We start from the raw sequence: 21,139 nt of genomic DNA on the forward strand, positions 1-21,139 counted from the left end.
TCAGTACTTGCGCTTGGGCAGTTCGGCCGCGGCCTGGTCCTGGGTGTACACCGACTCCTCGACCACGATGCGCTTGGGCAGCGGCTTGCCGGCCCTGAGGTCGCGGATGGCCTGCACCAGTTGCGGGCCGAGCAGCGGATTGCATTCGACGGTGACGTTGAGCTTGCCCGCCTGCATCGCCTCGAACGCGCCCTTCACTCCATCCACCGAGATCACCAGGATGTCCTTGCCCGGCTTCAGCCCGGCTTCCTCGATCGCCTGGATCGCGCCGATCGCCATGTCGTCGTTGTGCGCGTAGAGCACGTCGATGTTGCGCCCTTCCGCCTTCAGGAACGCCTCCATCACTTCCTTGCCCTTGGCGCGGGTGAAGTCGCCGCTCTGCGAGCGCACGATCTGGAAGCGCGGATGCGCCGCGATGATCTCCTTGAAGCCCTTCATGCGATCGATCGCCGGCGCCGAGCCCACCGTGCCCTGCAGTTCGACGATGCGCACCGGCTTGTCGCCGTCCTTCAGCGGCGAACGCTCGACCAGCCAGCGCGCCGCCTTGCGCCCTTCCTCGACGAAGTCCGAGCCGATCAGGGTGACGTAGAGGCTGTCGTCGGACACCTTCACCGCGCGGTCGGTGAGCACCACCGGGATATTGGCGGCCTTGGCCTCGCGCAGCACCGTCTCCCAGCCCGACTCCACCACCGGCGAAAACGCGATCACGTCCACGCGCTGGGCGATGAAAGAGCGCAGCGCCTTGATCTGGTTCTCCTGCTTCTGCTGCGCGTCGGAGAACTTCAGTTTCATGCCGGCATCGGCGACGGCCTGCTTGATCGAGGCGGTGTTGGCGGTGCGCCATTCGCTCTCGGCGCCGACCTGGCTGAAGCCGACCGTGAGATATCCCGACGCCTCGCCCGCGTCCTTGCCGCCGCCGGAACAGGCGGCCAGCGCCATGCCCAGCAGTGCCGCGATTCCCAGCGCCCGCATTCCCGACGTGTGCTTCTGCATAGCCCCTCCTCATTGATGGCACGCTGGCGGCGGACGGGCTCGGAGGCCGCGACGCGCCGCCCACCCTCCCAGGCCGGCGTGCGTTGGTTCGATCAGTTCATGGTGCGGACGTATAGGCAGTCTTGACCGTGGTGTAGAACTCCACCGCATAGCGGCCCTGCTCGCGCGGGCCGTAGCTGGACGCCTTGCGTCCGCCGAACGGCACGTGCGGGTCGACGCCGGCGGTGGGCAGGTTGACCATCACCATGCCCGCCTGCGCGTGCCGCTTGAAATGCGTGGCGTACTTCAGCGAGCGCGTGGCGATGCCGGCGCACAGGCCGAATTCGGTGTCGTTGGCCAGGGCCAACGCGTGTTCGTAGTCGTCGGCCACCAGCACCGCGGCGACCGGGCCGAACACTTCCTCGCGGGCGATGCGGTGCTGCGGCTGCGCGGCGACCAGCGCCGGGCGCAGGTAGTAACCACGGTGCGCACACTCCAGCGCCTCGCCGCCGTAGAGCAGTTCGGCGCCTTCCTCGCGGGCGATGCGCAGGTAGTCGCGGTCCTGTTCGAACTGGCTGGCGCTGGCGACCGGGCCGATGTCCACGCCCGGCTCCAGCGCATGGCCGATCTTCAGCGCGGCCAGCCGCGTGCGCAGGCGCGCGACGAAGTCGTCGTGCACCGCGCGTTCGACGATCAGCCGGCTCGATGCGGTACAGCGCTGGCCGGTGGAGAAATAGGAACCGTTGACCGCGATCTCCACCGCCAGGTCCAGGTCGGCATCGGCCAGCACCACCAGCGGATTCTTGCCGCCCATCTCCAACTGGATCTTCAGCCCGCGCTCGGCGGCCTGCTTGAGCAGCCGGTTGCCGGTCGGCACCGAGCCGGTGAAGCTCAGCGCATCGATGCCGCGCTCGCCGACCAGCGCCTGGCCGACCGTGCTGCCGCTGCCGAGCACCAGGTTGAACGCGCCATTGGGCAGGCCGGCGCGGCTGAGTATCTCGGCCAGCGCCCAGGCGCAGCCGGGCACGATCTCCGCGGGCTTGAACACCACCGTGTTGCCGTAGGCCAGCGCCGGCGCGATCTTCCACGCCGGGATCGCCAGCGGGAAATTCCACGGCGCGATGATGCCGACCGTGCCGACCGGCTCGCGGGTGATCTCGACGTTGACCCCGGGCCGGGTGGAGGCCAGCGTCTCGCCGGGAATACGCAGGGCCTCGCCGGCGAAGAACTTGAAGATCTGCCCGGCACGCGCCGCCTCGCCGATGCTCTCCGGCAAGGTCTTGCCCTCTTCCGAGGCCAGCAGCGCGCCCAGCTCCTGCTTGCGCGCCAGGATCTCGCTGCCGACCGCGTCCAGCGCATCGGCGCGCTGTTGCGGGGTGCTCGCGGCCCACGCCGACTGCGCCGCATTGGCCGCGGCGATCGCCTCGCGCACCGTGGCCGCGTCGACACGGCCGGCTTCGCCGACCGGGGACGACAGGTCGGAGGGATTCTCGTCGGGGGCGAGGTCGTCGCCGGCCACCCAGCGGCCGTCGAGGTAGCTCTGGAACTGTCGGGTCATGCCTACCTCCGTGCGGTTCTACAGCGCGCGCACGCCGCCCAAGGCGAATCCGCTGTCGACGCGCTGCAAGGGATTGACCAGCGCCGCGCCGAACTCGGCCAGTTCGATCTCGAAGCGGTCGCCGGGCTGCGCCTGCACGCCGTCGGCAAAGCTCAGCGTGGCGGTGCCGAAGAAATGCAGGTGCACGTCGCCGGGCACGCGGTGCGCGGCGTACTTGAAATGGTGGTACTCGAGATTGGCCAGCGAATGGCACATATTGGCCTCGCCGGTGACGAAGGGCTTCTCCCAGATCACCGTATCGCCGCGGCGGATGCGGCTGTGTCCGCGCAGGTCGCGCGGCAATGCGCCGCAGCGCAGTTCCGGGCCGACCGCGCAGGCGCGCAGCTTGGAATGGGCCAGGTACAGATAGTTCTGGCGCTCGGTGACGTGATCGGAGAACTCGTTGCCCAGCGCGAAGCCGAGCCGGTACGGCACGCCGTCGCCGCCGATCACGTACAGCCCGACCAGTTCCGGCTCCTCGCCGCCGTCCAGGGCGAAGTCCGGCGAGGGCAGCGGCGCGCCCGGCGCGACCAGGCTGCTGCCGTCGCCCTTGTAGAACCATTCCGGCTGCGCGCCGGGCTGGCCGTCGCGCGGGATGCCGCCGTCCACGCCGAGCTGGAAGATCTTCATCGAATCGGTGAGCGTGCCCTGCGCCGCCTGCTGCTGCAGGTTCTGGTGCATGGCGTCGCGGGTGGCGGCACTGCCCAGGTGGGTCAGGCCGGTGCCGGTGACCCGGCAATGCGCCGGGTCCGGATGGGTCAGCGGCGGCAGGACACGGCCGGCGGCCAGCAGTGCGGCGTAGTCGAGCACGCGCTCGCCGCGCAGTTGCTGCGCCTGCGCCTGCGCCTGCGCCTCCAGGCTGTTGCCGGCGGCCAGCGCCGCGTTGGCCAGCGCGTAGGTGGAGTCCACCTCGCGCAACAGCCGCACCTGGCGACCGTCGTCTTCCACCACGCCGACGCCGGGCGTGCCGGCGTCATCGAGCAACTGGATCAATCGCATGAATCGGTCGCCTGTCGGAATGCGGGCGCGCAGCGCGCGACGCGGAACCCGCGCGACGCGATACGCCGGTCCTATTCTGGCCGGACGACCTATATGCAACAAATATCGGTTTTGGCTTAAGGTATACGAACATTCGTATCTTTCTAAGCGCCATGCCCGCTGCCCCGCCCTGGTTCGTCCGCGCCCGCCTGAAGACCCGGCAATTGATGCTGCTGCTGGCGATCGAGGAGGAAGGCAACATCCACCGCGCCGCCGAGACCTTGAACATGTCGCAGCCGGCCGCGTCCAAGCTGCTCAAGGACCTGGAGGACATGCTGGCGGTGCCGCTATTCGAGCGCCTGCCGCGCGGCATGCGCGCGACCTGGTACGGCGAGGCGATGATCCGCCACGCGCGCATCGCCCTGGCCAGCCTCGGCGAGGCCGGCGCCGAGATCGAGGCGCTGAAGGCCGGCTATGCCGGCAGCGTCGGCGTCGGCGCGATCGCCGGCCCGGCGATGAGCCTGCTGCCGTCGGCGCTGGCCCAGGTCGGTGCGCAGCATCCGCTGCTGCGGGTGAGCCTGCGCGTGGACGGCAGCGACGTGCTGCTGGAGCACCTGGCGCAGAACAAGCTCGACATCGTGGTGGCGCGGCTGTTCGCGCGGCACGACAAGCGCCATCTGCACTACCAGGCGCTGGCCGAGGAAAAGGTCTGCGCCATCGCCCGCCCCGGCCATCCGCTGCTGACGGCGCCGGCGCCGACGCTGGCCGTGCTGGCCGAGGCACCGTGGATCGTGCCGCCGGACGGCAGCGTGCTGCGCCATCGCTTCGAACTGATGTTCCAGAACGCCGGGCTGGAGGCGCCCAAGCGGGTGATCGAGACCTCGGCGCTGGTGGTGCTGCCGCAGTTGCTGCGCCACGGCGACGCGCTGGCGGTGGTGCCGGAGGACGTGGCCCGGCATTTCGCCGACCACGGCAGCGTGGCGATCGTGCCGGTGGCGCTGTCCTGCCGCATGGACGCCTTCGGCCTGATCACCCGCCGCGACTGGCTGCTGTCGCCGGGCGCGCGGATCGTGCTGCGGGCGCTGCAGGAGGCGGCCGCAGCGGTCTACGGCGTCGCCGCGGCAGTGGACGCGCAGTCGCCACCGACGGACAGTGAATCGCGTCGGGACTGAAGTCCCTCCCACAACATTTCCGCCATACCGGCGCACGGCTTTTGTAGGAGCGGCTTCAGCCGCGACGCGCAGTGTGGGACTCACCTGCCACCACCCAAGGACAGCCGATCGCGTCGGGACTGAAGTCCCTCCCACAATGCTTCTTGCCCGTACCGGCGCGGTTCTTGTAGGAGCGGCTTCAGCCGCGACGCGCGCGAAGTGGGAATGCTGCGCCGCTCAGGTCCAGCCGCCGTCCACCACGAACTCCTGCGCGGTGATCGCGCGCGCCTCGTCCGACGCCAGGAACAGCGCCATGCGCGCGATGTCCTCCGGCATCACCTTGTCCGGCAGGCACTGGTTGCGCGCCAGTTCGCGCTCGCCGGCCTCGTCCAGCCACAGGGTCACCTGGCGCTCGGTCATCACCCAGCCCGGGGTCAGCACGTTGATGCGGATCCGCGCCGCGCCCAGGTCACGGGCCAGGCCGCGGGTCAGGCCGTTCACCGAGGACTTGGCGGTGGCGTACACCGGGTAGCCGCCGGTCTTGCTCTGCCAGCCGGTGGAGCCGAGGTTGACGATGGAACCGCCGCCCAGCCGCTGCATGCCCGGCACCACCGCCTGGATGGCGAAGAACGCCGCACGCTGGTTGATCGACACGCAGCGCTCCCAGTACTCCGGGGTCACCGCCTCCAGCGCATGGCGGTCGTCGCTGCCGACGTTGTTGAGCAGCACATGGAAATCGCCCAGCGCGGCCGCCGCGTCGCCGATCGCCGCCTGCAGCGCGGCCACGTCGGTGACGTCGCAGCGGCGCCACCACGGCGCGGTCAGGCCGGCCGCGGCCAGGCGCTCAGCCAGCGCGGCGCTGGCCTCGGCCGCGACATCGACGAAGGCCACCTGCGCGCCCTGCGCGGCGAAGGCCTCTACCAGTGCGGCGCCGATGCCGGAACCACCGCCGGTGATGAAGACGCGGCGCCCGTGCAGGCTGCCGTAGGTTGCGTTGCCGAGGGAGGAAGGCGCCGCGCTTGCCGAGTTGTCCATGCCGTTTCGCTCTAGGTGGATAGGATTTCGATATATGAAAACAAATATCCATTCGAAGATATTTGCTATTTTTCACGTATCAATATGCCCGCTAGCATCCCCCGCGTAAAGCATCCGGGGGCGGCTTGCGCACAAGGCGGATCCCGGCGTCCTGGACTCGAGGAATCCGCCGACATGGGCTCACCCAGCAAACCGCCGCGCCGCAGCCAGGCCTGGTTCGGGCGCGAAGGCAAGCAGGGCTTCTACTACCGCAGCTGGCTCAAGAGCGCCGGCCATCCGCACGACATGTTCGACGGCCGCCCGGTGATCGGCATCTGCAACACCTGGTCGGAACTGACCCCGTGCAACGGCCACCTGCGCGAACTGGCCGAACACGTCAAACGCGGCGTGTACGAGGCCGGCGGGTTCCCGCTGGAGTTCCCGGTGATGTCGCTGGGCGAGACGCAGATGCGCCCCACCGCGATGCTGTTCCGCAACCTCGCCAGCATGGACGTGGAGGAATCGATCCGCGCCAATCCGCTGGACGGGGTGGTGCTGCTGATGGGCTGCGACAAGACCACCCCGGCGCTGCTGATGGGCGCGGCCAGCGTGGACCTGCCGACCATCGGCGTGTCCGGCGGGCCGTCGCTGTCGGGCAACTGGCGCGGGCAGCCGCTGGGCTCGGGCACCGGCGTGATCGAGATGTCGGAGATGGTCCGCGCCGGCACCCTGAGCCAGGACGATTTCGTCGAGGCCGAAGCCTGCATGCAACGCTCCAAGGGCAGCTGCATGACCATGGGCACCGCCTCGACCATGGCCAGCATGGTCGAAGCACTGGGCATGTCGCTGCCGGAGAACGCGGCGATCCCGGCGGTGGACGCGCGCCGCGCGCGGCTGGCGCGGCTCAGCGGGCGGCGCATCGTGCAGATGGTGGAAGAGGACCTGCGCATGTCGCAGGTGCTGACCGCCGATGCCTTCGCCAACGCGATCAAGGTCAACGCGGCGATCGGCGGCTCCACCAATGCGGTGCTGCACCTGCTCGCCCTGGCCGGCCGGGTGGGCGTGCCGCTGCAGTTGGACGACTGGGACCGGCTCGGCTCGCACCTGCCGTGCCTGGTGAACCTCAAGCCGTCCGGCCAGTATCTGATGGAAGACTTCTACTACGCCGGCGGGCTGCCGGCGGTGATGCGCGAACTCGGTGCCGAACTGGCGTTGGACGCGCGCACCGTCAATGGCCAAACCCTGGGCGAGAACGTGGCGCAGGCGCCGTGCTGGAACCGCGAGGTGATCCACCCGCTGGAGGCGCCGGTGCGCGCGGAGGCCGGCATCGCCGTGCTGCGCGGCAACCTGGCGCCGGACGGCGCGGTGATCAAGCCCTCGGCCGCCTCGCCGCACCTGTTGCGGCACCGCGGGCGTGCGGTGGTGTTCGAAAGCATCGAGGACTTCAAGGCACGCATCGACGACGAGGCGCTGGACATCGACGCCGACTGCATCATGGTGCTCAAGCACTGCGGCCCGCGCGGCTACCCGGGCATGGCGGAGGTCGGCAACATGCCGCTACCGCCGAAGCTGCTGCGCGCCGGCATCACCGACATGGTGCGCATCTCCGACGCGCGCATGAGCGGCACCGCCTACGGCACCGTGGTGCTGCACGCCTCGCCCGAGGCCGCGGCCGGCGGCCCGCTGGCGCTGGTGCGCGACGGCGACATCATCGAACTCGACGTGCCCGGCCGCGCCCTGCACCTGGAGGTCAGCGACGAGGAACTGTTGCGCCGACGCAGCGAATGGACGCCGCCACCGGCCCCGACGCGCGGCTGGAGCAAGCTCTATGTGGAGCACGTGCAGCAGGCGCACCTGGGCGCGGACCTGGACTTCCTGGTCGGCGGCAGCGGCGACGCGGTGGCGCGCGATTCGCATTAGCGGTCGCGGTCAGATGCATCCGCCTTGGTTTCGTAGGAGCGGCTTCAGCCGCGACAGGCGTTACCGGTAGAGCCCATCGCGGCTAAAGCCGCTCCTACAGAGGCTCGCGGCGAGCCCACCAGATGCACTGTGGGAGGGACTTCAGTCCCGACGCATTGCGCCGTCGGAAAGCGCACCACTTCGCGCATCGCGGCTGCATGGCAGTCGACTTCGGTAGAAAGTAGCGAACGCCGCCTTCTTCCAGGCGCGACACCACCCCACGTCACCGAACCGTCATCTGCAGCTTCTAGCCTGCCCCGCACCCCAGGGACAAGGCAGGCTCGGTGGCGGCTCCCCCCAAACGCGCATGGGCGCGCATGTTCGCCGAACACGGCCCGGTGCTGCGCGGCTTCTTCGTGCGCCGCGGCGCGCGCGAAGACGCCGAGGACATGGTGCAGGAGACCTATCTGCGGCTGCTGCGCGCGCATCGGCAGCAGGGCGAGGCCATCGCCAATCCCGAAGCCTATCTGTACACCGTCGCGCAGAACCTGGCGCGCGAACAGGCCGCGCGTCGCCGCCAGGCGCCGCTGCGCATCGACGAGATGGAGCAGTTCTCGCAATTGCTGGCGGCGGGAGACGACGTGGAAGACAGCGCACACCGGCGGCAGCGCCAGCAGCACCTGCAGGCCCTGCTCGCCGACCTGCCCGCGCGCACCCGCGCGGTGCTGGTGATGCAGTATCGCGACGGGCTGAGCTACAAGCAGATCGCCGAACGCATGGGCGTGTCGCCGCACATGGTCAAGAAACACGTGGTGCGCGGTCTGTCCGCCTGCCGCCGCGCACTGGCCGACAGCGGAGAGCGCTGGTGAACGACAGCGCCTTCTCGTCGCGCAGCGCCATTGCCGAGGCCGCGCACTGGCATGCCTTGCAGCGCATGCAGCCGCTGGACGCAACACAGGAACAGCAGCTGCTGGACTGGCTGACCGCCTCGCCGCAGCACCTGCGCGAGTACCTGGCGATGCAGCGCGTGGCCGGCGACCTCGGCGAGGCGCTGCGCGGCATGGACCTGGACGTGGATGCCTTGCTGGCCAGCGACGCCGCCGCCGATGGCGCCGCAGCCAACAACGTGATCGCCCTGCCGTTGCCGCGGCGTGCGCCAGCGGCGGCAGAAACGCGCGCGCCGCGCCGCCATGCCGCGCCACGCTGGCGCCTGGCCGCGGCCGCCGCGGTCTGCGCGGTGGCGGTGCTGGTCGGCTGGGCCTGGCCGCGCCCCCAGACCTACCGCACCGCGCTCGGCGAACAACGCCGCGTGCAACTGGCCGACGGCAGCGTGGTGCGGCTCAATGCGCAGACCCGGGTGCGCGCCACGCTGACGCCGTGGAGCCGGACGCTGCAGTTGCTGCAGGGCCAGGCCAGCTTCGTGGTCGCCGCCGACCGCCGCCCGCTGCAGGTACAGGCCGGCGGCCTGCGCGTGGAGGACATCGGCACCACCTTCGACATCGCCCTGCACCGGAATCAGGCCCGCATCGAGGTGTCGTCCGGTCGCGTGCACGTGTGGCGCCAGGACCAGCCGCAGCAGCCGATGCTGGCCGATCTCGGCGCCGGCCAGAGCGCGCGCATCGATACCGCCGATGGGCGGGTCGAACTCGGCAACGAGGACGTCGCGGCCATGCATGCCTGGTGGCAGCACCGCATCGTGTTCCGCGACGAACCGCTGGCCAATGTCGCCGAAGACTTCAACCGGCTCAACCGCACCCGCCTGCTGATCGACGACGCCGACGCGGGTGCGATGCGGCTGACCGGCAACCTGCGCGGCGACGATCTCGCCGCGTTGCGCGCCTTCCTGGATGCGCAGCCGACATTGCAGGTACACGCAAGCGCCGACGGCATCCACGTGCGCAGCCGCGCGCAGACACCAGTGCGCCCGCAGTAGCGTGCAGGGACGTCGCGCGCTGCGCGACGCACGCGTCGTCCAGACCGAATGATCGGCACGCCGTCGCGTGCCATCAGCGCGTCACACGCGTGGTGCACGCGCGTCTTCGTGCGCGCGCGACGCCAGCCCCCGCCGCACGTGTCACAGAAAATTCATCGAAAAACGGTGCCCGATCGTCGCGGTCGCGCCTCGTAGTCCGGGGACAGCGCAGGCAAACGCCCGATGGCGATGCCACGCGCACCACCACCCCGCTCTCACAGGACCCGACGATGCGCCGCACCCTGTTCCTTTCCATCGCCCTCGCCCTGCATGCCGGCGCCGCCGGCGCGCAGACCGCGCCCGTCGCGGTCGGTGCGATTCCCGCGCAGCCGCTGGCGCGCGCGCTCAATGCGTTGTCGCGGCAGACCGGCCTGCAGTTCGTCTATGCCGCTGGCAACACCGGCAATCCGCAGACCCATGGCAGCCGCGCCGGCGCGGCGCCGGAACAGGCGCTGCAGCAACTGCTCGACGGCACCGGCCTGCGCTATCGCTTCCTGACCCCGACCACGGTGACGATCGAGGCGGCGAACGTGCCGGCCGAGGCCGCCGCCACCGTGCCGGCGACCATGACCGCCGCACCGACACCGACACCGACAACGCCGGCGGACGCGCCGGTCAAGCAACTGGACGGCATCCAGGTGCTCGGCAGCTACGCCGGCAGCCTCAGCGCCGCGCTGCGCGAGAAGCGCTATGCCGACAGCGTGGTCGACGTGATCGCCGCCGAGGACATCGGCAAGCTGCCGGCGCAGAACGTGGCCGAAGCGCTGCAGCGCGTGCCTGGCGTGTCGATCGTGCGCGACCGCGGCGAAGGCGTGTACGTGCGCGTGCGCGGCCTCGGCCCCAACTTCCAGGTGACCACGCTCAACGGCCAGACCATGGCGGTCAACGAGAACGTGCGCACCTCCGGCCAGACCGGCCGCCAGTTCCGCTACGACACGCTGCCGGCGGAACTGGTCGCCGGCCTGGACGTGATCAAGAGTCCCACCGCCGACCTGGACGAGGGCGCGATCGGCGGCATCGTCAACGTACGCACGTTTCGCCCGCTGGAACTGGGCAAACCCCTGACCAACGTCTCGCTGGAGTCGAGCCAGGCGCAGCGCACCCACGCCAACGATCCGCGCGTGTCCGGCCTGTTCAACTGGGTCAACGCCGACGGCACCTTCGGCCTGCTGCTCTCCGGCGCCTATGCGCAGCGCAGCCTGCGCCAGGACCGGGTCAACGAAGTGAGCTGGGACTACTACCGCGACGGCGTGCCGGGCGTGCCCGGCGCCCACTACGTGGCCACCGGCCTGCGCCCGACGCTGGAACTGGAGCAGCGCGAACGCACCGGCATCGCCGCCTCGCTGCAATGGAAGCCGAGCGCGGCCTGGGAAACCAACCTGGACCTGCTGTACGCCAAGCAGACCGTGCACTACGACGAATACAGCCTGGGCGTGGGCTTCGACAGCCTGGCCAAGCTCAGCAACCTGCGTGTGGCGCACGGCGGCGTCGCCGGCTTCGACTACCGCAATGGCCAAGTGCAGATCTCGCGCGAGACCTCCGGCATCACCGACGACAACCGCAGCGCGCGCCTGTCCAGCACCTGGAGCGGCGATGCGTGGACGCTGGGCGCGGTGGCGTTCCACTCGCAGGCGCACAGCTACGACTCCGATCCGATCCGGCGTACGCGCCTGCGCAGCGGCACCACCCTGTCGATGCGCGTGGACATGCCGCAGGCCGATGGCGACGACGTGCCCGACTGGCGCTTCACCAACGGCTTCGACCCGACCAACCCGGCCAGCGTGGCCGGGCGCCGCCTGGAATGGCGCGAGATCGATGCGCGCGACAAGGAGGACGCGCTGCAGCTCGACGCCAAGCGCGCGCTCGGCGACGGTTTCTTCCGCGACCTCAAGTTCGGCGCCAAGTACCGGCAGCGATCGCGCACCTACGATCGCGCCGACCTGCTGCTGACCAGCATCGCCGGCGTGCGCTTCCCGGCCGGCAACTTCACCGCGCTGCCGGTGGACGACATGCTCGCCGACGCCAACGGCAGCCTGCCGCGGCAGTGGCTGGCGCCGATCGAATCGACCTTCTTCGGCAGCTGGCCGACCGCCGCGGACCTGGCCAACACGCCCAACAGCGCCGACCTGCAGAACTCCTACGAAGTGAAGGAGAAAATCGGCTCGGCCTATGCGATGGCCGACTTCGGCAGCGAACTGGCCGGCCGCGAACTGCGCGGCAACCTCGGCGTGCGCCTGGTGCGCACCGAGCAGACCACCGACGGCCACGCCGACGTCAACGGCAGCGCGCAACCGGTGCACTTCGCGCGCAGCTACAGCAACGCGCTGCCCTCGTTCAACGCCGCCTGGGACGTGCGCGAGGACATGGTGCTGCGCAGCTCCGCGGCCAAGGTCATCACCCGCCCCGACCTTACCGACCTGTCGTCCAAGCTCACCTTCAATTCCAGCGGCGAGATCCTCACCGCCAGCGGCGGCAATCCGTCGCTGCGCCCGTTCGAGGCCTGGCAGTACGACCTGACCTTCGAGTGGTACATCGACGGCACCTCGGCGCTGACCGGCGGCGTGTTCTACAAGGACATCTCGCGCTTCATCCAGACCCAGCTGTCGAACCTGCAGTACCAGGGCCAGACCTACCTGCTCTCGTCCAAGACCAACGGCAGCCAGGCCAGCGTCAAGGGCGTGGAAGTGGCCTACCAGCAGGTCTTCGCCGGCCTGCCGGCGCCGCTGGACGGGCTGGGCATGCAGCTCAACTACACCTGGACCGACAGCGAAGCCACCTACCGCGACGGCAGCCGCACCTTCACCGACAGCCTCGAAGGCGTGGCCAAGAACACCTACAACGCGGTGCTGTTCTACGAGAAGGGACCGCTGATGGCGCGGGTGAGCTACAGCTGGAGCGACGACATCGTCAACGCGGTCGGCACCGCCAACGTCGCCACGCTCAACAGCGACCAGTTCGGCAGCCTCGACGCCAACGTGGCCTGGAAGGTCAACGACACCCTGTCGGTGTTCGTCAACGCGATCAATCTCACCGGTGCCGTGCAGCGCCAGTACGTCGGCGACCGCCTGTTCGGCGGCTACACCGACTACGGCTGCACCTGGTCGGTGGGCGTGCGCGCACGCTTCTGATCCGCCGCGCTGCCGCCGCGCGCGGCAGCCGCCCGGCGCCCGTTGCCTGCACGGCCGCGGGCGCCCGCCATCGCACCGTGCGCCGCGCGCGCGGCGCACCACCTCTGCCTGGAGCTTGCCGATGCCACCGCTGTCGCACCTCGCCGCCCTTGCCCTGATCGCCCTCGCGCCGCTGGCCTGCATCGCGGCACGCGCGCAACCGGTCGCGACAGAAACGCTGGAAAAAGTCGTCATCCTCAAGCGCCACGGCGTGCGCGCGGCGATGTCCAGCACCGAGCAACTGGAGCGCTACTCGGCGCGCCCCTGGCCGCGCTTCGCGGTGCCCGCCGGCTATCTCACCGCGAACGGCGCGGCACTGGAACGGCTGTTCGGCGCCTACTACCGCGCACGCTACGCGCCGCTGGGGCTGTTCGCCGGCGACGGCTGCGCGGCCGCGTACTACTGGGCCAACCGCACCCAGCGCACCGTGGCCTCGGCACAGGCGCTGGCCAGCACGCTGACCCCGGGCTGCGCCAACCCGGTGCACAGCGTCGCCGACGGCACCTCCGATCCGCTGTTCGACGGCGTGCCCGCCCTGCGCACTCCCGCCGCGGTGTCGCAGATGCGCGCGGCCATCGCCGGCCGCATTGGCGGCGATGCGCAGGCCTGGAATGCGGCCCAGGCCGACGCGGTGGACAGCCTGCAGCAACTGCTGCTGCAGTGCGCGCAACGGCCCTGCCCGGCCGACGCCGGCAGCGGCAAGCTGCGCCTGGATGCGGTGCCGGCACGACTGGGCGACGCCGAGGACGCGATCCCCGGCATCGAAGGCCCCGCCGCGGCCGCCTCCGGCCTCAGCGAAAGCCTGCTGATGGGCTGGGCCGACGGCCAGGATTTCGCCGCGCTCGGCTGGCGCGACGTGGACGAAGCCAGCCTGTTGCGCGCCTTCGCCCCGCACCAGGCGGAATTCGCGCTGCGCCTGCGCGCGCCGGCAGTGGCACGTATGGCCGCCTCGCCGCTGGCGGCGCGACTGCTGGCGACGCTGCTGGATGGCAGCGGCCAGGCCACGCACGCCGAACCGATCGGCGGCACGGCGCGGCTGGTGGTGTTGTCCGGCCACGACGGCACCCTGACCCTGCTGGCCGGCATGCTCGACCTGCACTGGCAACTGCCCGGCTACCAACCGGACCAGACCGTGCCCGGCGGCGCACTGGTGTTCGAGCGCTGGCGCCGCGCCGACGGCGAGCGGGTGATCCGCCTGCGCTACACCGCGCAGAGCCTGGCGCAGCTGCGCGAACGCCGCGCGTTGACGCTGCAGGCGCCGCCGCTGAGCTCGCCCGTGTTCATCCCGCAGTGCAGCCGCCCCGACGCCGCCTACGACTGCCCGCTGCCGGCCTTCGCCGCCGCGGTCGAGGCCGCGCTCGATCCGCGGTTCCTGACCCCATGACGCCACGTGCGCCGGCCCGCCCGGTCGCGCGGCGGCATCGGTGCCTTCCGGCACCGCCCCTGGCGCTCGCGCCATCCGCTGTTCCTCCCAACCCGCAAGAGGCGATTCATGATCCAGCATCTACGCACCCTCGTGAGCTACGGTATCGGATTGAGCCTGGCCTGCGCCGGCGTGGCCCACGCGCAATCGGACGTCGGCGTCCTCGACGTGCTCACCTACAACGTCGCCGGCCTGCCGCAGGGCATTTCCAGCAGCAACCCGGCCGCCAACACGGCGCAGATCGCACCGAAGCTGGCGCCCTACGGCCTGATCAACGTGCAGGAAGATTTCAACTACCACGCCACGTTGTACGCAGGCGACAAGCACCCCTACCGCACGCCCACCAGCGGCGGCGCGGCGATCGGCGATGGCCTCAACACGCTGAGCAACTACCGCTTCGACGACTTCACCCGCGTCAAGTGGGACAAGTGCAACGGCACCGACTGCCTCACTCCCAAGGGCTTCAGCTACATGCGCGTGCGCCTGGACGACGGCGTGCTGCTGGATGTGTACAACGCGCACCCCAACGCCGGCACCGAGAGCGGCGACCTGGCTGCGCGGCGCGCCAACATCAGCCAGCTCTCGCAGTTCATCCAGACCTGGTCGGCCGGCAACGCGGTGCTGGTGATGATGGATTCCAACACCCGCTACACCCGCGCCGACGACAACATCCGCGAACTGATCGCCGCCAACGGCCTGACCGACACCTGGGTCGAGCTGGTCAAGGGCAGCGCACCGGCCGCCGGCGCCGCACCGCTGCTGTGCGGCACCCCGCCGAGCAACGACTGCGAGGTGGTGGACAAGATCCTGTACCGCGACGCGCCGCAGCTGACCCTGGTCGCCAACCGCTACAAGCTCGACGACGGCAACTTCTACGACAGCGACGGCAAGCCGCTGTCCGACCACTACCCGCTGGCCGCGCAGTTCGGCTGGGCGGTCGGCACCACCGTGCGCACCAGCGACCAGTTCGGCGGCCCGCACGGCACCCCGTTCAACGACATCGCCAAGGGCGCCGAGCAGCGCACCATCGCCAGCGTGACCCTGCGTGGCGCCGAGCGCCTGGACGGCATCGCGCTGGGCCTGGACAACGGCAGCACCCTGGCCCATGGCGGCAGCGGCGGCGATCCGGTCGCCCTGCGCCTGGGCAGCAACGAGCGCCTGACCTCGGCGACGCTGAGCGTGGGCCAGTACAACGGCCATACCCGGCTGTTCTCGCTGAGCCTGCGCACCAACCAGGGCCGCAGCCTCAGCGCCGGCACGCCGACCACCGAGACCTACACGCTCACCGCGCCCAGCGGCTGGCACATCGCCGGCTTCACCGGCCGCGACGGCGACGAGATCGACAAGCTCGGCGTGGTGTACCGCAAGGATTGACCGACCCGCGGGCGCCATCGCGCCTGCGGCATCGCAACGGCAACGGCGCGCGTGGCGACGCGCGCCGTTCGCTGCGCGAAAACATCATGGCCTGACTGCGATCGATGGCCGATCGCACGCATTCGTGTGCAGCGAATGGATGCATTGCATGCTGCCGGGGCGAGCGGAGCGCTCCACGCCAGCCGCGCGATGCGACGGCGGCACGACCCGGGCCGCGCCATCGCACACACCACGCCGCGATCCGCAGCGATGACGCCCACAGGAGTGGCGAAGACGCGACCGCCGAAGCGGGGCTTATTCGCTTGCCGCTTCCAACGCCTGCGCCAGGCGTTCCACCGCGATCACCTCCATGCCCTTGACCGTGCCGGTCTTGGGCGCGTTGGCCTTGGGCACGATGGCGCGCTTGAAGCCGTGCGTGGCGGCCTCGCGCAACCGGTCCTCGCCGTTGGGCACCGGGCGGATCTCGCCGGACAGGCCGACCTCGCCGAAGGCGATGGTCTTCTCCGCCAGCGGCCGGTCGCGCAGCGACGACAGCACCGCCAGCAGCACCGGCAGATCGGCCGCGGTCTCCTGCACACGGATGCCGCCGACCACGTTGACGAACACGTCCTGGTCGCCGACCACGATACCGCCATGGCGGTGCAGCACCGCCAGCAGCATCGCCAGTCGGTTCTGCTCCAGCCCCACCGCCACGCGTCGCGGATTGGACAGCGGCGAGGCATCGACCAGCGCCTGCACTTCCACCATCAGCGGCCGCGTGCCTTCGCGGGTGACCATCACGCAACTGCCGGGCTGGTGCGCGCTGCCGCCGGAGAGGAAGATCGCCGACGGATTGGAGACTTCCTTCAGCCCCTTCTCGCCCATCGCGAAAACGCCCAGTTCGTTGACCGCGCCGAAGCGGTTCTTGAACGCGCGCAGCAGGCGGAAGCGGCTGCCGCTCTCGCCCTCGAAATACAGCACCGCATCGACCATGTGCTCGAGCACGCGCGGGCCAGCGATGCCGCCCTCCTTGGTGACGTGGCCGACCAGGAACACCGCGGTGCCGGTCTCCTTGGCATAGCGCACCAGCCGCGCCGCGCTCTCGCGCACCTGGCTGACCGAACCGGGCGCGGCGGTCAGCGCCTCGGTCCACAGTGTCTGCACCGAGTCGGCGACGATCAGCTTGGGCCGCGCGGCGCTGGCGTGCTGCAGGATGTGCTCGATACCGGTCTCGGCCAGCGCATTGAGCCCATCCAGCGGCAGGTCCAGGCGCACCGCGCGCCCGGCGACCTGGCCCAGCGATTCCTCGCCGGTCACGTACAGCACCGGCAGGGTGCCGGCCATCTTCGCCAGCGCCTGCAGCAACAGCGTGGACTTGCCGATGCCGGGATCACCGCCGATCAGCACCACCGCGCCTTCCACCAGGCCGCCACCGAGCACCCGGTCGAACTCGCCGATGCCGGTGGACACGCGCGCCTGGTCGCGATGCTCCACGTCCTTGAGCGCGGTGATCTTCGGCGTCTCGGCCTTGCCGGCCCAGCCGCTGCGGCGCGCCGCGGCCGGCGCCTTGGCCGTGGCCGCGCTCTCCAGCACGATCTCGCTCAGCGTGTTCCAGGCGCCGCATTCGACGCACTGGCCCTGCCATTTGGTGTATTCGGCGCCGCACTCGCCGCAGACATAGGCCGTTTTCGCTTTCGCCATCTGGTTCTGGTCCGCTCAGACAATGCATCAGCATAGTGGCTGGCGGTCTCAAGGTCCGCGACGGAGGTGCCCCACGCTGGTCCAACGGCATCGGCGAACCGAAAAACCACGCATTTTTGTAGGAGCGGCTTCAGCCGCGAACGGGCTTTGACGGTAATGCCCCGTCGCGGCTGAAGCCGCTCCTACGACAGACGCACCGTATGCCCCCTCAACGCAGCGACGGCGATCGATCACGCGCCGCACCGCACGGCGCAACGCGCTGCCCCGCCACCCGGCGGACCACGCCGGGCGAGGGACATCCGCCAACCTCAACGCGCCTTGTACAACTCGCTCAGGCGATCCGGGGTGCCGGCGATGCGCTCCAGGTGCGGATACTGCAGGCCGCCGTGGTAGGCGATGCGCAAGGTGTCGTAGCGGTCGCCGCGCTTGACCAGCAGTTCGATCGGGGCGCTGCCGCCCTTGGCCGCGGTGATCGCGTCCTTGAGCGCCTCGGCGCTGTACTCCTGGCCACCGACCGCGACCACGCGGTTGCCGGCGATGAGGCCGGCGTTGAACGCCGGGCTGTCCCACAGCACGGCCTGCACCTGGCCCTGCTGGTCCAGGCTCAAGCCCAGCGAATAGCTCAGGTCCAGGCTCTTGTTGCGCGCCTCGCTGGTCTTGTTGGCCGCGTTCGGCTGATCGGTATAGACCAGCTTCCAGCCGCTGGCCTCGATGCCGCCCACCAGCGAACCGTGCTCATCGAGACGGCTGCGCAGCAGGGTCGCCCAGTCGTACTTGGCGATGCCGTCGAGCGTGGCGACGATGTCGTCGAAGGTGTAGGGGTTCACGTCCCAGGCGCCGTCGTGCATGCCGAAGAACGCCTTGGCGAAGTCGTCCAGCGAGCGCTTGCCGCCGCTGAGCTCGCGCAGCTTGGCGTTGACCTCCAGCCAGACCATCTGCCCGCCGGAATAGTAGTCCTCGCTCAGCTGGTAGCTGCGGTAGGCGCGCGGCCGGCGCATCGACATGGTCGGGTCGTTGGTGGTGTCCTGCAGCGCGCGCCAGGCCAGGCCGGGCCGCCCGCGCTGGTAGGTGGCGGCGACGTTGGCCAGCATGTCGCGTGCCTGGTCCTGGGTCCACAGCCCCGCGCGCGCGGCGATCACCTCGCCCCAGAACTGGGTCTGGCCCTCGTACAGCCACAGCAGGCTGTCGCCCATCGGCACGTTGAAGTTGGGCGTGGCCAGGTCGGCGCCGCGGCGGTACTTGCCGTTCCAGGAGTGGTTGAACTCGTGCGCGAGCAGGTCGCGCATCTCCCAGCTCTTGTCCCACTCGGTGAAGTAGTCCAGCGGGCCGCTGTTCTCGCTGGAGCGGTGGTGCTCCAGGCCGATGCCGCCGAGCTTGTCGGTCAGCGCCAGCAGGAACTCGTAGTGGTCGAAGTGGCGCGCGCCGTACAGCTTGTCCATCTGCTGCACCAGGGCCACGTGCGCCTTGACCTGCTCGGGCTTGGCCTCCAGCGACTTGGGCTTGTCGGCGAACACGTTCAGCGCCACCGGCGCCTTGCCCTTGTCGTCCAGCACGATGCGCTTGTAGTACTTGCCGGCGAACATCGGCGAGTCGACCAGGTCGTCGAAATCGATCGGCTTGAAGGTCACCGTGTCGCCGGTTCGCGAGGCGGTCTCCAGCGCCGTGGCGTAGTCCCAGCCGGCCGGCAGGGTCACGCTGGCCTGCGCCTTGATGTTGCGCGCGTACACCCCGGCCGGATACAGCGCGGTGGTGTTCCACTGCAGGTTGAGCATCTCCGGGGTCATCATCACCCGGCCCTGGCCGTCGCCCTGCGAGGACAGGAACTGATACTCGGCGACGATCTCGCTGACGCCGGCGGGCACGTCGATCTTGAACGCATAGACGTCGTACTGATCGCGCGTCCACGGCAGCACCTTGCCGTTGGCCTTGATCACCAGCCCGGCCAGCTTGTCGATCGGGCCGGTCGGCGAATGGTTGCCGGGGATCCACTGCGGGTACAGCAGGGTCATCGGTCCCGGCGCGGCCGGGATGGTGGTGCGCACGCGGAAGATGCGGTGCGCCAGATCGGTGGCGTCGACATCGATCTTCAGCGTGCCGACGAACGGCACGTCGCGCGGCGGGGCGGTCTGCGCCGAGGCCTGGAACGCGACAGTGGCGGCCAGCAGCAACGGCGCCATCCAGGCGGTGGACTTTCTCATGGGGTCTCCAGGGGGGCGAACGACAGCGGACAAGCAAACCCCCATGCTATGCCCGCGCCGCCGCCGCGTGCCATGCCATAGGTCATGCCCGCGGCGATCGCCGCGCCTGGGCGCCGCGCTCGGCTAGACGCGAACCCAGCAGACGCAGCGGATCGCGCTTCAGTACCTGCGCACGGGAAAGCGCCCGGAGAACCCATCGAACACGGCACGCTCCACGTCGAGACGATGCCGAAACTCCGCCGAATCGGTCATTCCGAAGCCGAGTTCATCGGCCTGCCCCGCCGCGAGGCCGGCGAAGATGGCGTCGCAGAAGTCGTCCAGGTCCGCGCCATGGGCCATGCCAGGGCCTGCCAGGCCGGTGCGGACGGCGGGTGGGATGATTTCCACGACCCTGACCGGCGTCGCGGAGAGCGCGAAGCGGAGGTTGACCGTATAGCTGTGGAGCGCGGCCTTGCAGGCGCTGTAGACCGGGGCGAACGGCTGCGGAACGAAGGCGCCGCCGGAGGAGACATTGGCGACGAGCGCAGGCTCGCCATGCTGCCGCAACAGCGGGACCAGCAAATGGTTCAGATGCACGACGGCAGCGAACAGGATGTCGATCTCGCGCTGGCGCTCGGCCCAGGGCGCCTGGTCGTCGGCGAGCGCGACGCGTCGCTGGATGCCGGCGTTGTTGACGACCACGCGCAGCCCGGGATGCCGCGCGTGCAGGTACTGCGCGAGTCGCTCGCGCTCTTCGGCCACCCCGATGTCGTTGACCAGGGTCTGCAGGCCGGGCGCGGCCTTGGCCGCGCGGTCGAGCTTGCCGGCATCACGGCCGGTGACCAGCACGTTTGCGCCTGCGGCCAGGAAGCGCTGCGCAAGGCCGAACCCGATGCCGTCGCTGCCGCCGGTCAGCAACACTTCCACACCTGCAAAGGTCGTTGCAGACATCGTCCTCGCCTCCATCGAATGCGGGCCGCTCGGCAGGCATCGCCTGCCGGCCCATGGCCGCGCTCAAGTTGTCATGTCAACCCAGGAATACGCCCATCGGGTTGTCATGTCAACCGGCGGCGTCTATGGTGACCGCATGAAACACGCGCGACTTTCCACACGCGAGCTGGCGATCTGGCACGCCTTCAAGCAGATGGGCCAGACGGTGATGGCGGCCGTCGAAAAGGACCTGGCCGCCGGGGCCGGCCTGACCGGCAGCGACTTCGGCGTGCTGTCGCGGCTGGTGGATCTGGGCAAGGGCGAACTGCGCCAACAGGCGCTCGCCGATTCCATGGGATGGCACAAGAGTCGGCTGTCGCATCAGCTCACGCGCATGCAGGCGCGCGGCCTGGTCCGCCGCAACGGCAGCGAGCCGCGCGTGGTGACGGTCGCCATCACCGCCCTGGGCCAGGACAAGATCGCGGCGGCACGCTCGGTCCACGCCGCCTCGGTCAGAGCCCGGCTGCTCGACCGCCTCAGCGCGGAAGACGCGCAGACACTGCTGAAACTCGCCGCGACGCTCGGAGCAGACCAGCACTGACCTCGGCGCGCCGCGCCTCGTTTCCGCAGGGCGCACGGCGTAGCTGCAGGCTTGCGTCGCCTTGGTACGCCGATCGCGCTCGCGCAGGTGCCGGCCCGCCACGCCGATGTCGGGGCGCTTGGCCTGCCCTTGCAGCGCTGCCGGGCTGCGGCCCGTACAACGCAAAAGGCCGCCCGGAGGCGGCCTTTGCGAACCTGCGGCGGT

15 protein-coding genes are annotated in these 21,139 nt (G+C 70.0%); 8 read left to right on the plus strand and 7 right to left on the minus strand.

The annotated features are described in order from the left end of the window. The 3 genes from FHR56_RS10225 to araD1 all read right to left on the minus strand — a co-directional run bounded on the left by FHR56_RS10225 (position 1) and on the right by araD1 (position 3,568). A complete protein-coding gene (locus tag FHR56_RS10225) occupies positions 1–993 on the minus strand; it encodes an ABC transporter substrate-binding protein (protein WP_160947662.1) in 993 nt (330 codons plus the stop codon). 97 nt (positions 994–1,090) lie between these two features. Beyond that, positions 1,091–2,530 carry an aldehyde dehydrogenase family protein gene (locus FHR56_RS10230; protein WP_160947661.1) on the minus strand — a complete coding sequence of 480 codons (1,440 nt, stop codon included), beginning with the start codon at positions 2,528–2,530 and terminating at the stop codon, positions 1,091–1,093. Between the two features lie 18 nt (positions 2,531–2,548). Continuing rightward, positions 2,549–3,568 (minus strand): AraD1 family protein, encoded by a 1,020-nt coding sequence (gene araD1 / locus FHR56_RS10235; RefSeq protein ID WP_160947660.1) that lies wholly within the window; start codon positions 3,566–3,568, stop codon positions 2,549–2,551. Positions 3,569–3,720: 152 nt separating this feature from the next. Between araD1 and FHR56_RS10240 the strand changes: the two genes are divergently transcribed. Further along, complete coding sequence (locus FHR56_RS10240; protein ID WP_160947659.1) at positions 3,721–4,719, plus strand: LysR substrate-binding domain-containing protein; 999 nt, start codon at positions 3,721–3,723, stop codon at positions 4,717–4,719. Positions 4,720–4,935: 216 nt separating this feature from the next. Here FHR56_RS10240 and FHR56_RS10245 read toward each other — a convergent pair whose 3' ends face one another. Beyond that, complete coding sequence (locus tag FHR56_RS10245) at positions 4,936–5,733, minus strand: SDR family oxidoreductase (RefSeq protein ID WP_160947658.1); 798 nt, start codon at positions 5,731–5,733, stop codon at positions 4,936–4,938. Between the two features lie 174 nt (positions 5,734–5,907). Here FHR56_RS10245 and FHR56_RS10250 point away from each other — a divergent pair, with 174 nt between their 5' ends. From FHR56_RS10250 to FHR56_RS10275, 6 genes are all read left to right on the plus strand, one after another. Further along, a complete protein-coding gene (locus FHR56_RS10250; RefSeq protein WP_160947657.1) occupies positions 5,908–7,632 on the plus strand; it encodes an IlvD/Edd family dehydratase in 1,725 nt (574 codons plus the stop codon). A 323-nt stretch (positions 7,633–7,955) separates the two neighbouring features. Further along, complete coding sequence (locus tag FHR56_RS10255) at positions 7,956–8,480, plus strand: RNA polymerase sigma factor (RefSeq protein WP_184502487.1); 525 nt, start codon at positions 7,956–7,958, stop codon at positions 8,478–8,480. Between the two features lie 65 nt (positions 8,481–8,545). Further along, positions 8,546–9,544: a FecR domain-containing protein gene (locus FHR56_RS10260; protein ID WP_160947694.1), complete on the plus strand. Its 999-nt coding sequence runs from the start codon at positions 8,546–8,548 to the stop codon at positions 9,542–9,544. Positions 9,545–9,813: 269 nt separating this feature from the next. Continuing rightward, the gene (locus tag FHR56_RS10265; RefSeq protein WP_160947655.1) at positions 9,814–12,711 is read left to right on the plus strand and encodes a TonB-dependent receptor; all 2,898 of its coding nucleotides are present in this window, start codon (positions 9,814–9,816) and stop codon (positions 12,709–12,711) included. 115 nt (positions 12,712–12,826) lie between these two features. Further along, the gene (locus FHR56_RS10270) at positions 12,827–14,134 is read left to right on the plus strand and encodes a histidine-type phosphatase (protein WP_237473316.1); all 1,308 of its coding nucleotides are present in this window, start codon (positions 12,827–12,829) and stop codon (positions 14,132–14,134) included. A 108-nt stretch (positions 14,135–14,242) separates the two neighbouring features. Beyond that, positions 14,243–15,547, plus strand: a complete 1,305-nt coding sequence (locus tag FHR56_RS10275; protein WP_160947654.1) for a jacalin-like lectin — start codon at positions 14,243–14,245, stop codon at positions 15,545–15,547. Between the two features lie 294 nt (positions 15,548–15,841). On the opposite strand, the gene radA is transcribed toward FHR56_RS10275, so the two are convergent. From radA to FHR56_RS10290, 3 genes are all read right to left on the minus strand, one after another. Continuing rightward, the gene (radA, locus tag FHR56_RS10280) at positions 15,842–17,227 is read right to left on the minus strand and encodes a DNA repair protein RadA (RefSeq protein ID WP_160947653.1); all 1,386 of its coding nucleotides are present in this window, start codon (positions 17,225–17,227) and stop codon (positions 15,842–15,844) included. Positions 17,228–17,535: 308 nt separating this feature from the next. Beyond that, on the minus strand, positions 17,536–19,425 hold the full coding sequence (locus FHR56_RS10285) for a tetratricopeptide repeat protein (protein ID WP_160947652.1): 1,890 nt from the start codon (positions 19,423–19,425) through the stop codon (positions 17,536–17,538). Positions 19,426–19,584: 159 nt separating this feature from the next. Beyond that, positions 19,585–20,325 carry an SDR family NAD(P)-dependent oxidoreductase gene (locus FHR56_RS10290; RefSeq protein WP_343160763.1) on the minus strand — a complete coding sequence of 247 codons (741 nt, stop codon included), beginning with the start codon at positions 20,323–20,325 and terminating at the stop codon, positions 19,585–19,587. Between FHR56_RS10290 and FHR56_RS10295 the strand changes: the two genes are divergently transcribed. Further along, entirely contained in the window at positions 20,297–20,935 is a 639-nt protein-coding gene (locus FHR56_RS10295; RefSeq protein ID WP_237473315.1) for a MarR family winged helix-turn-helix transcriptional regulator, read from the plus strand. The genes FHR56_RS10290 and FHR56_RS10295 overlap by 29 nt on opposite strands. The last annotated feature ends 204 nt before the right edge of the window (positions 20,936–21,139 follow it).

The organism is Xanthomonas sp. F10 (assembly GCF_014206815.1).
In the GTDB taxonomy this organism is placed as follows: domain Bacteria; phylum Pseudomonadota; class Gammaproteobacteria; order Xanthomonadales; family Xanthomonadaceae; genus Xanthomonas_A; species Xanthomonas_A indica.

Excerpts from the sequence above, each read along its gene's own strand:
- FHR56_RS10225 (WP_160947662.1), bottom strand. The coding sequence starts at position 993 with ATGCAGAAGCACACGTCGGGAATGCGGGCGCTGGGAATCGCGGCACTG.
- FHR56_RS10230 (WP_160947661.1), bottom strand. The coding sequence starts at position 2,530 with ATGACCCGACAGTTCCAGAGCTACCTCGACGGCCGCTGGGTGGCCGGC.
- araD1 (WP_160947660.1), bottom strand. The coding sequence starts at position 3,568 with ATGCGATTGATCCAGTTGCTCGATGACGCCGGCACGCCCGGCGTCGGC.
- FHR56_RS10240 (WP_160947659.1), top strand. The coding sequence starts at position 3,721 with ATGCCCGCTGCCCCGCCCTGGTTCGTCCGCGCCCGCCTGAAGACCCGG.
- FHR56_RS10245 (WP_160947658.1), bottom strand. The coding sequence starts at position 5,733 with ATGGACAACTCGGCAAGCGCGGCGCCTTCCTCCCTCGGCAACGCAACC.
- FHR56_RS10250 (WP_160947657.1), top strand. The coding sequence starts at position 5,908 with ATGGGCTCACCCAGCAAACCGCCGCGCCGCAGCCAGGCCTGGTTCGGG.
- FHR56_RS10260 (WP_160947694.1), top strand. The coding sequence starts at position 8,546 with ATGCAGCCGCTGGACGCAACACAGGAACAGCAGCTGCTGGACTGGCTG.
- FHR56_RS10265 (WP_160947655.1), top strand. The coding sequence starts at position 9,814 with ATGCGCCGCACCCTGTTCCTTTCCATCGCCCTCGCCCTGCATGCCGGC.
- FHR56_RS10275 (WP_160947654.1), top strand. The coding sequence starts at position 14,243 with ATGATCCAGCATCTACGCACCCTCGTGAGCTACGGTATCGGATTGAGC.
- radA (WP_160947653.1), bottom strand. The coding sequence starts at position 17,227 with ATGGCGAAAGCGAAAACGGCCTATGTCTGCGGCGAGTGCGGCGCCGAA.
- FHR56_RS10285 (WP_160947652.1), bottom strand. The coding sequence starts at position 19,425 with ATGAGAAAGTCCACCGCCTGGATGGCGCCGTTGCTGCTGGCCGCCACT.
- FHR56_RS10295 (WP_237473315.1), top strand. The coding sequence starts at position 20,297 with ATGCCGTCGCTGCCGCCGGTCAGCAACACTTCCACACCTGCAAAGGTC.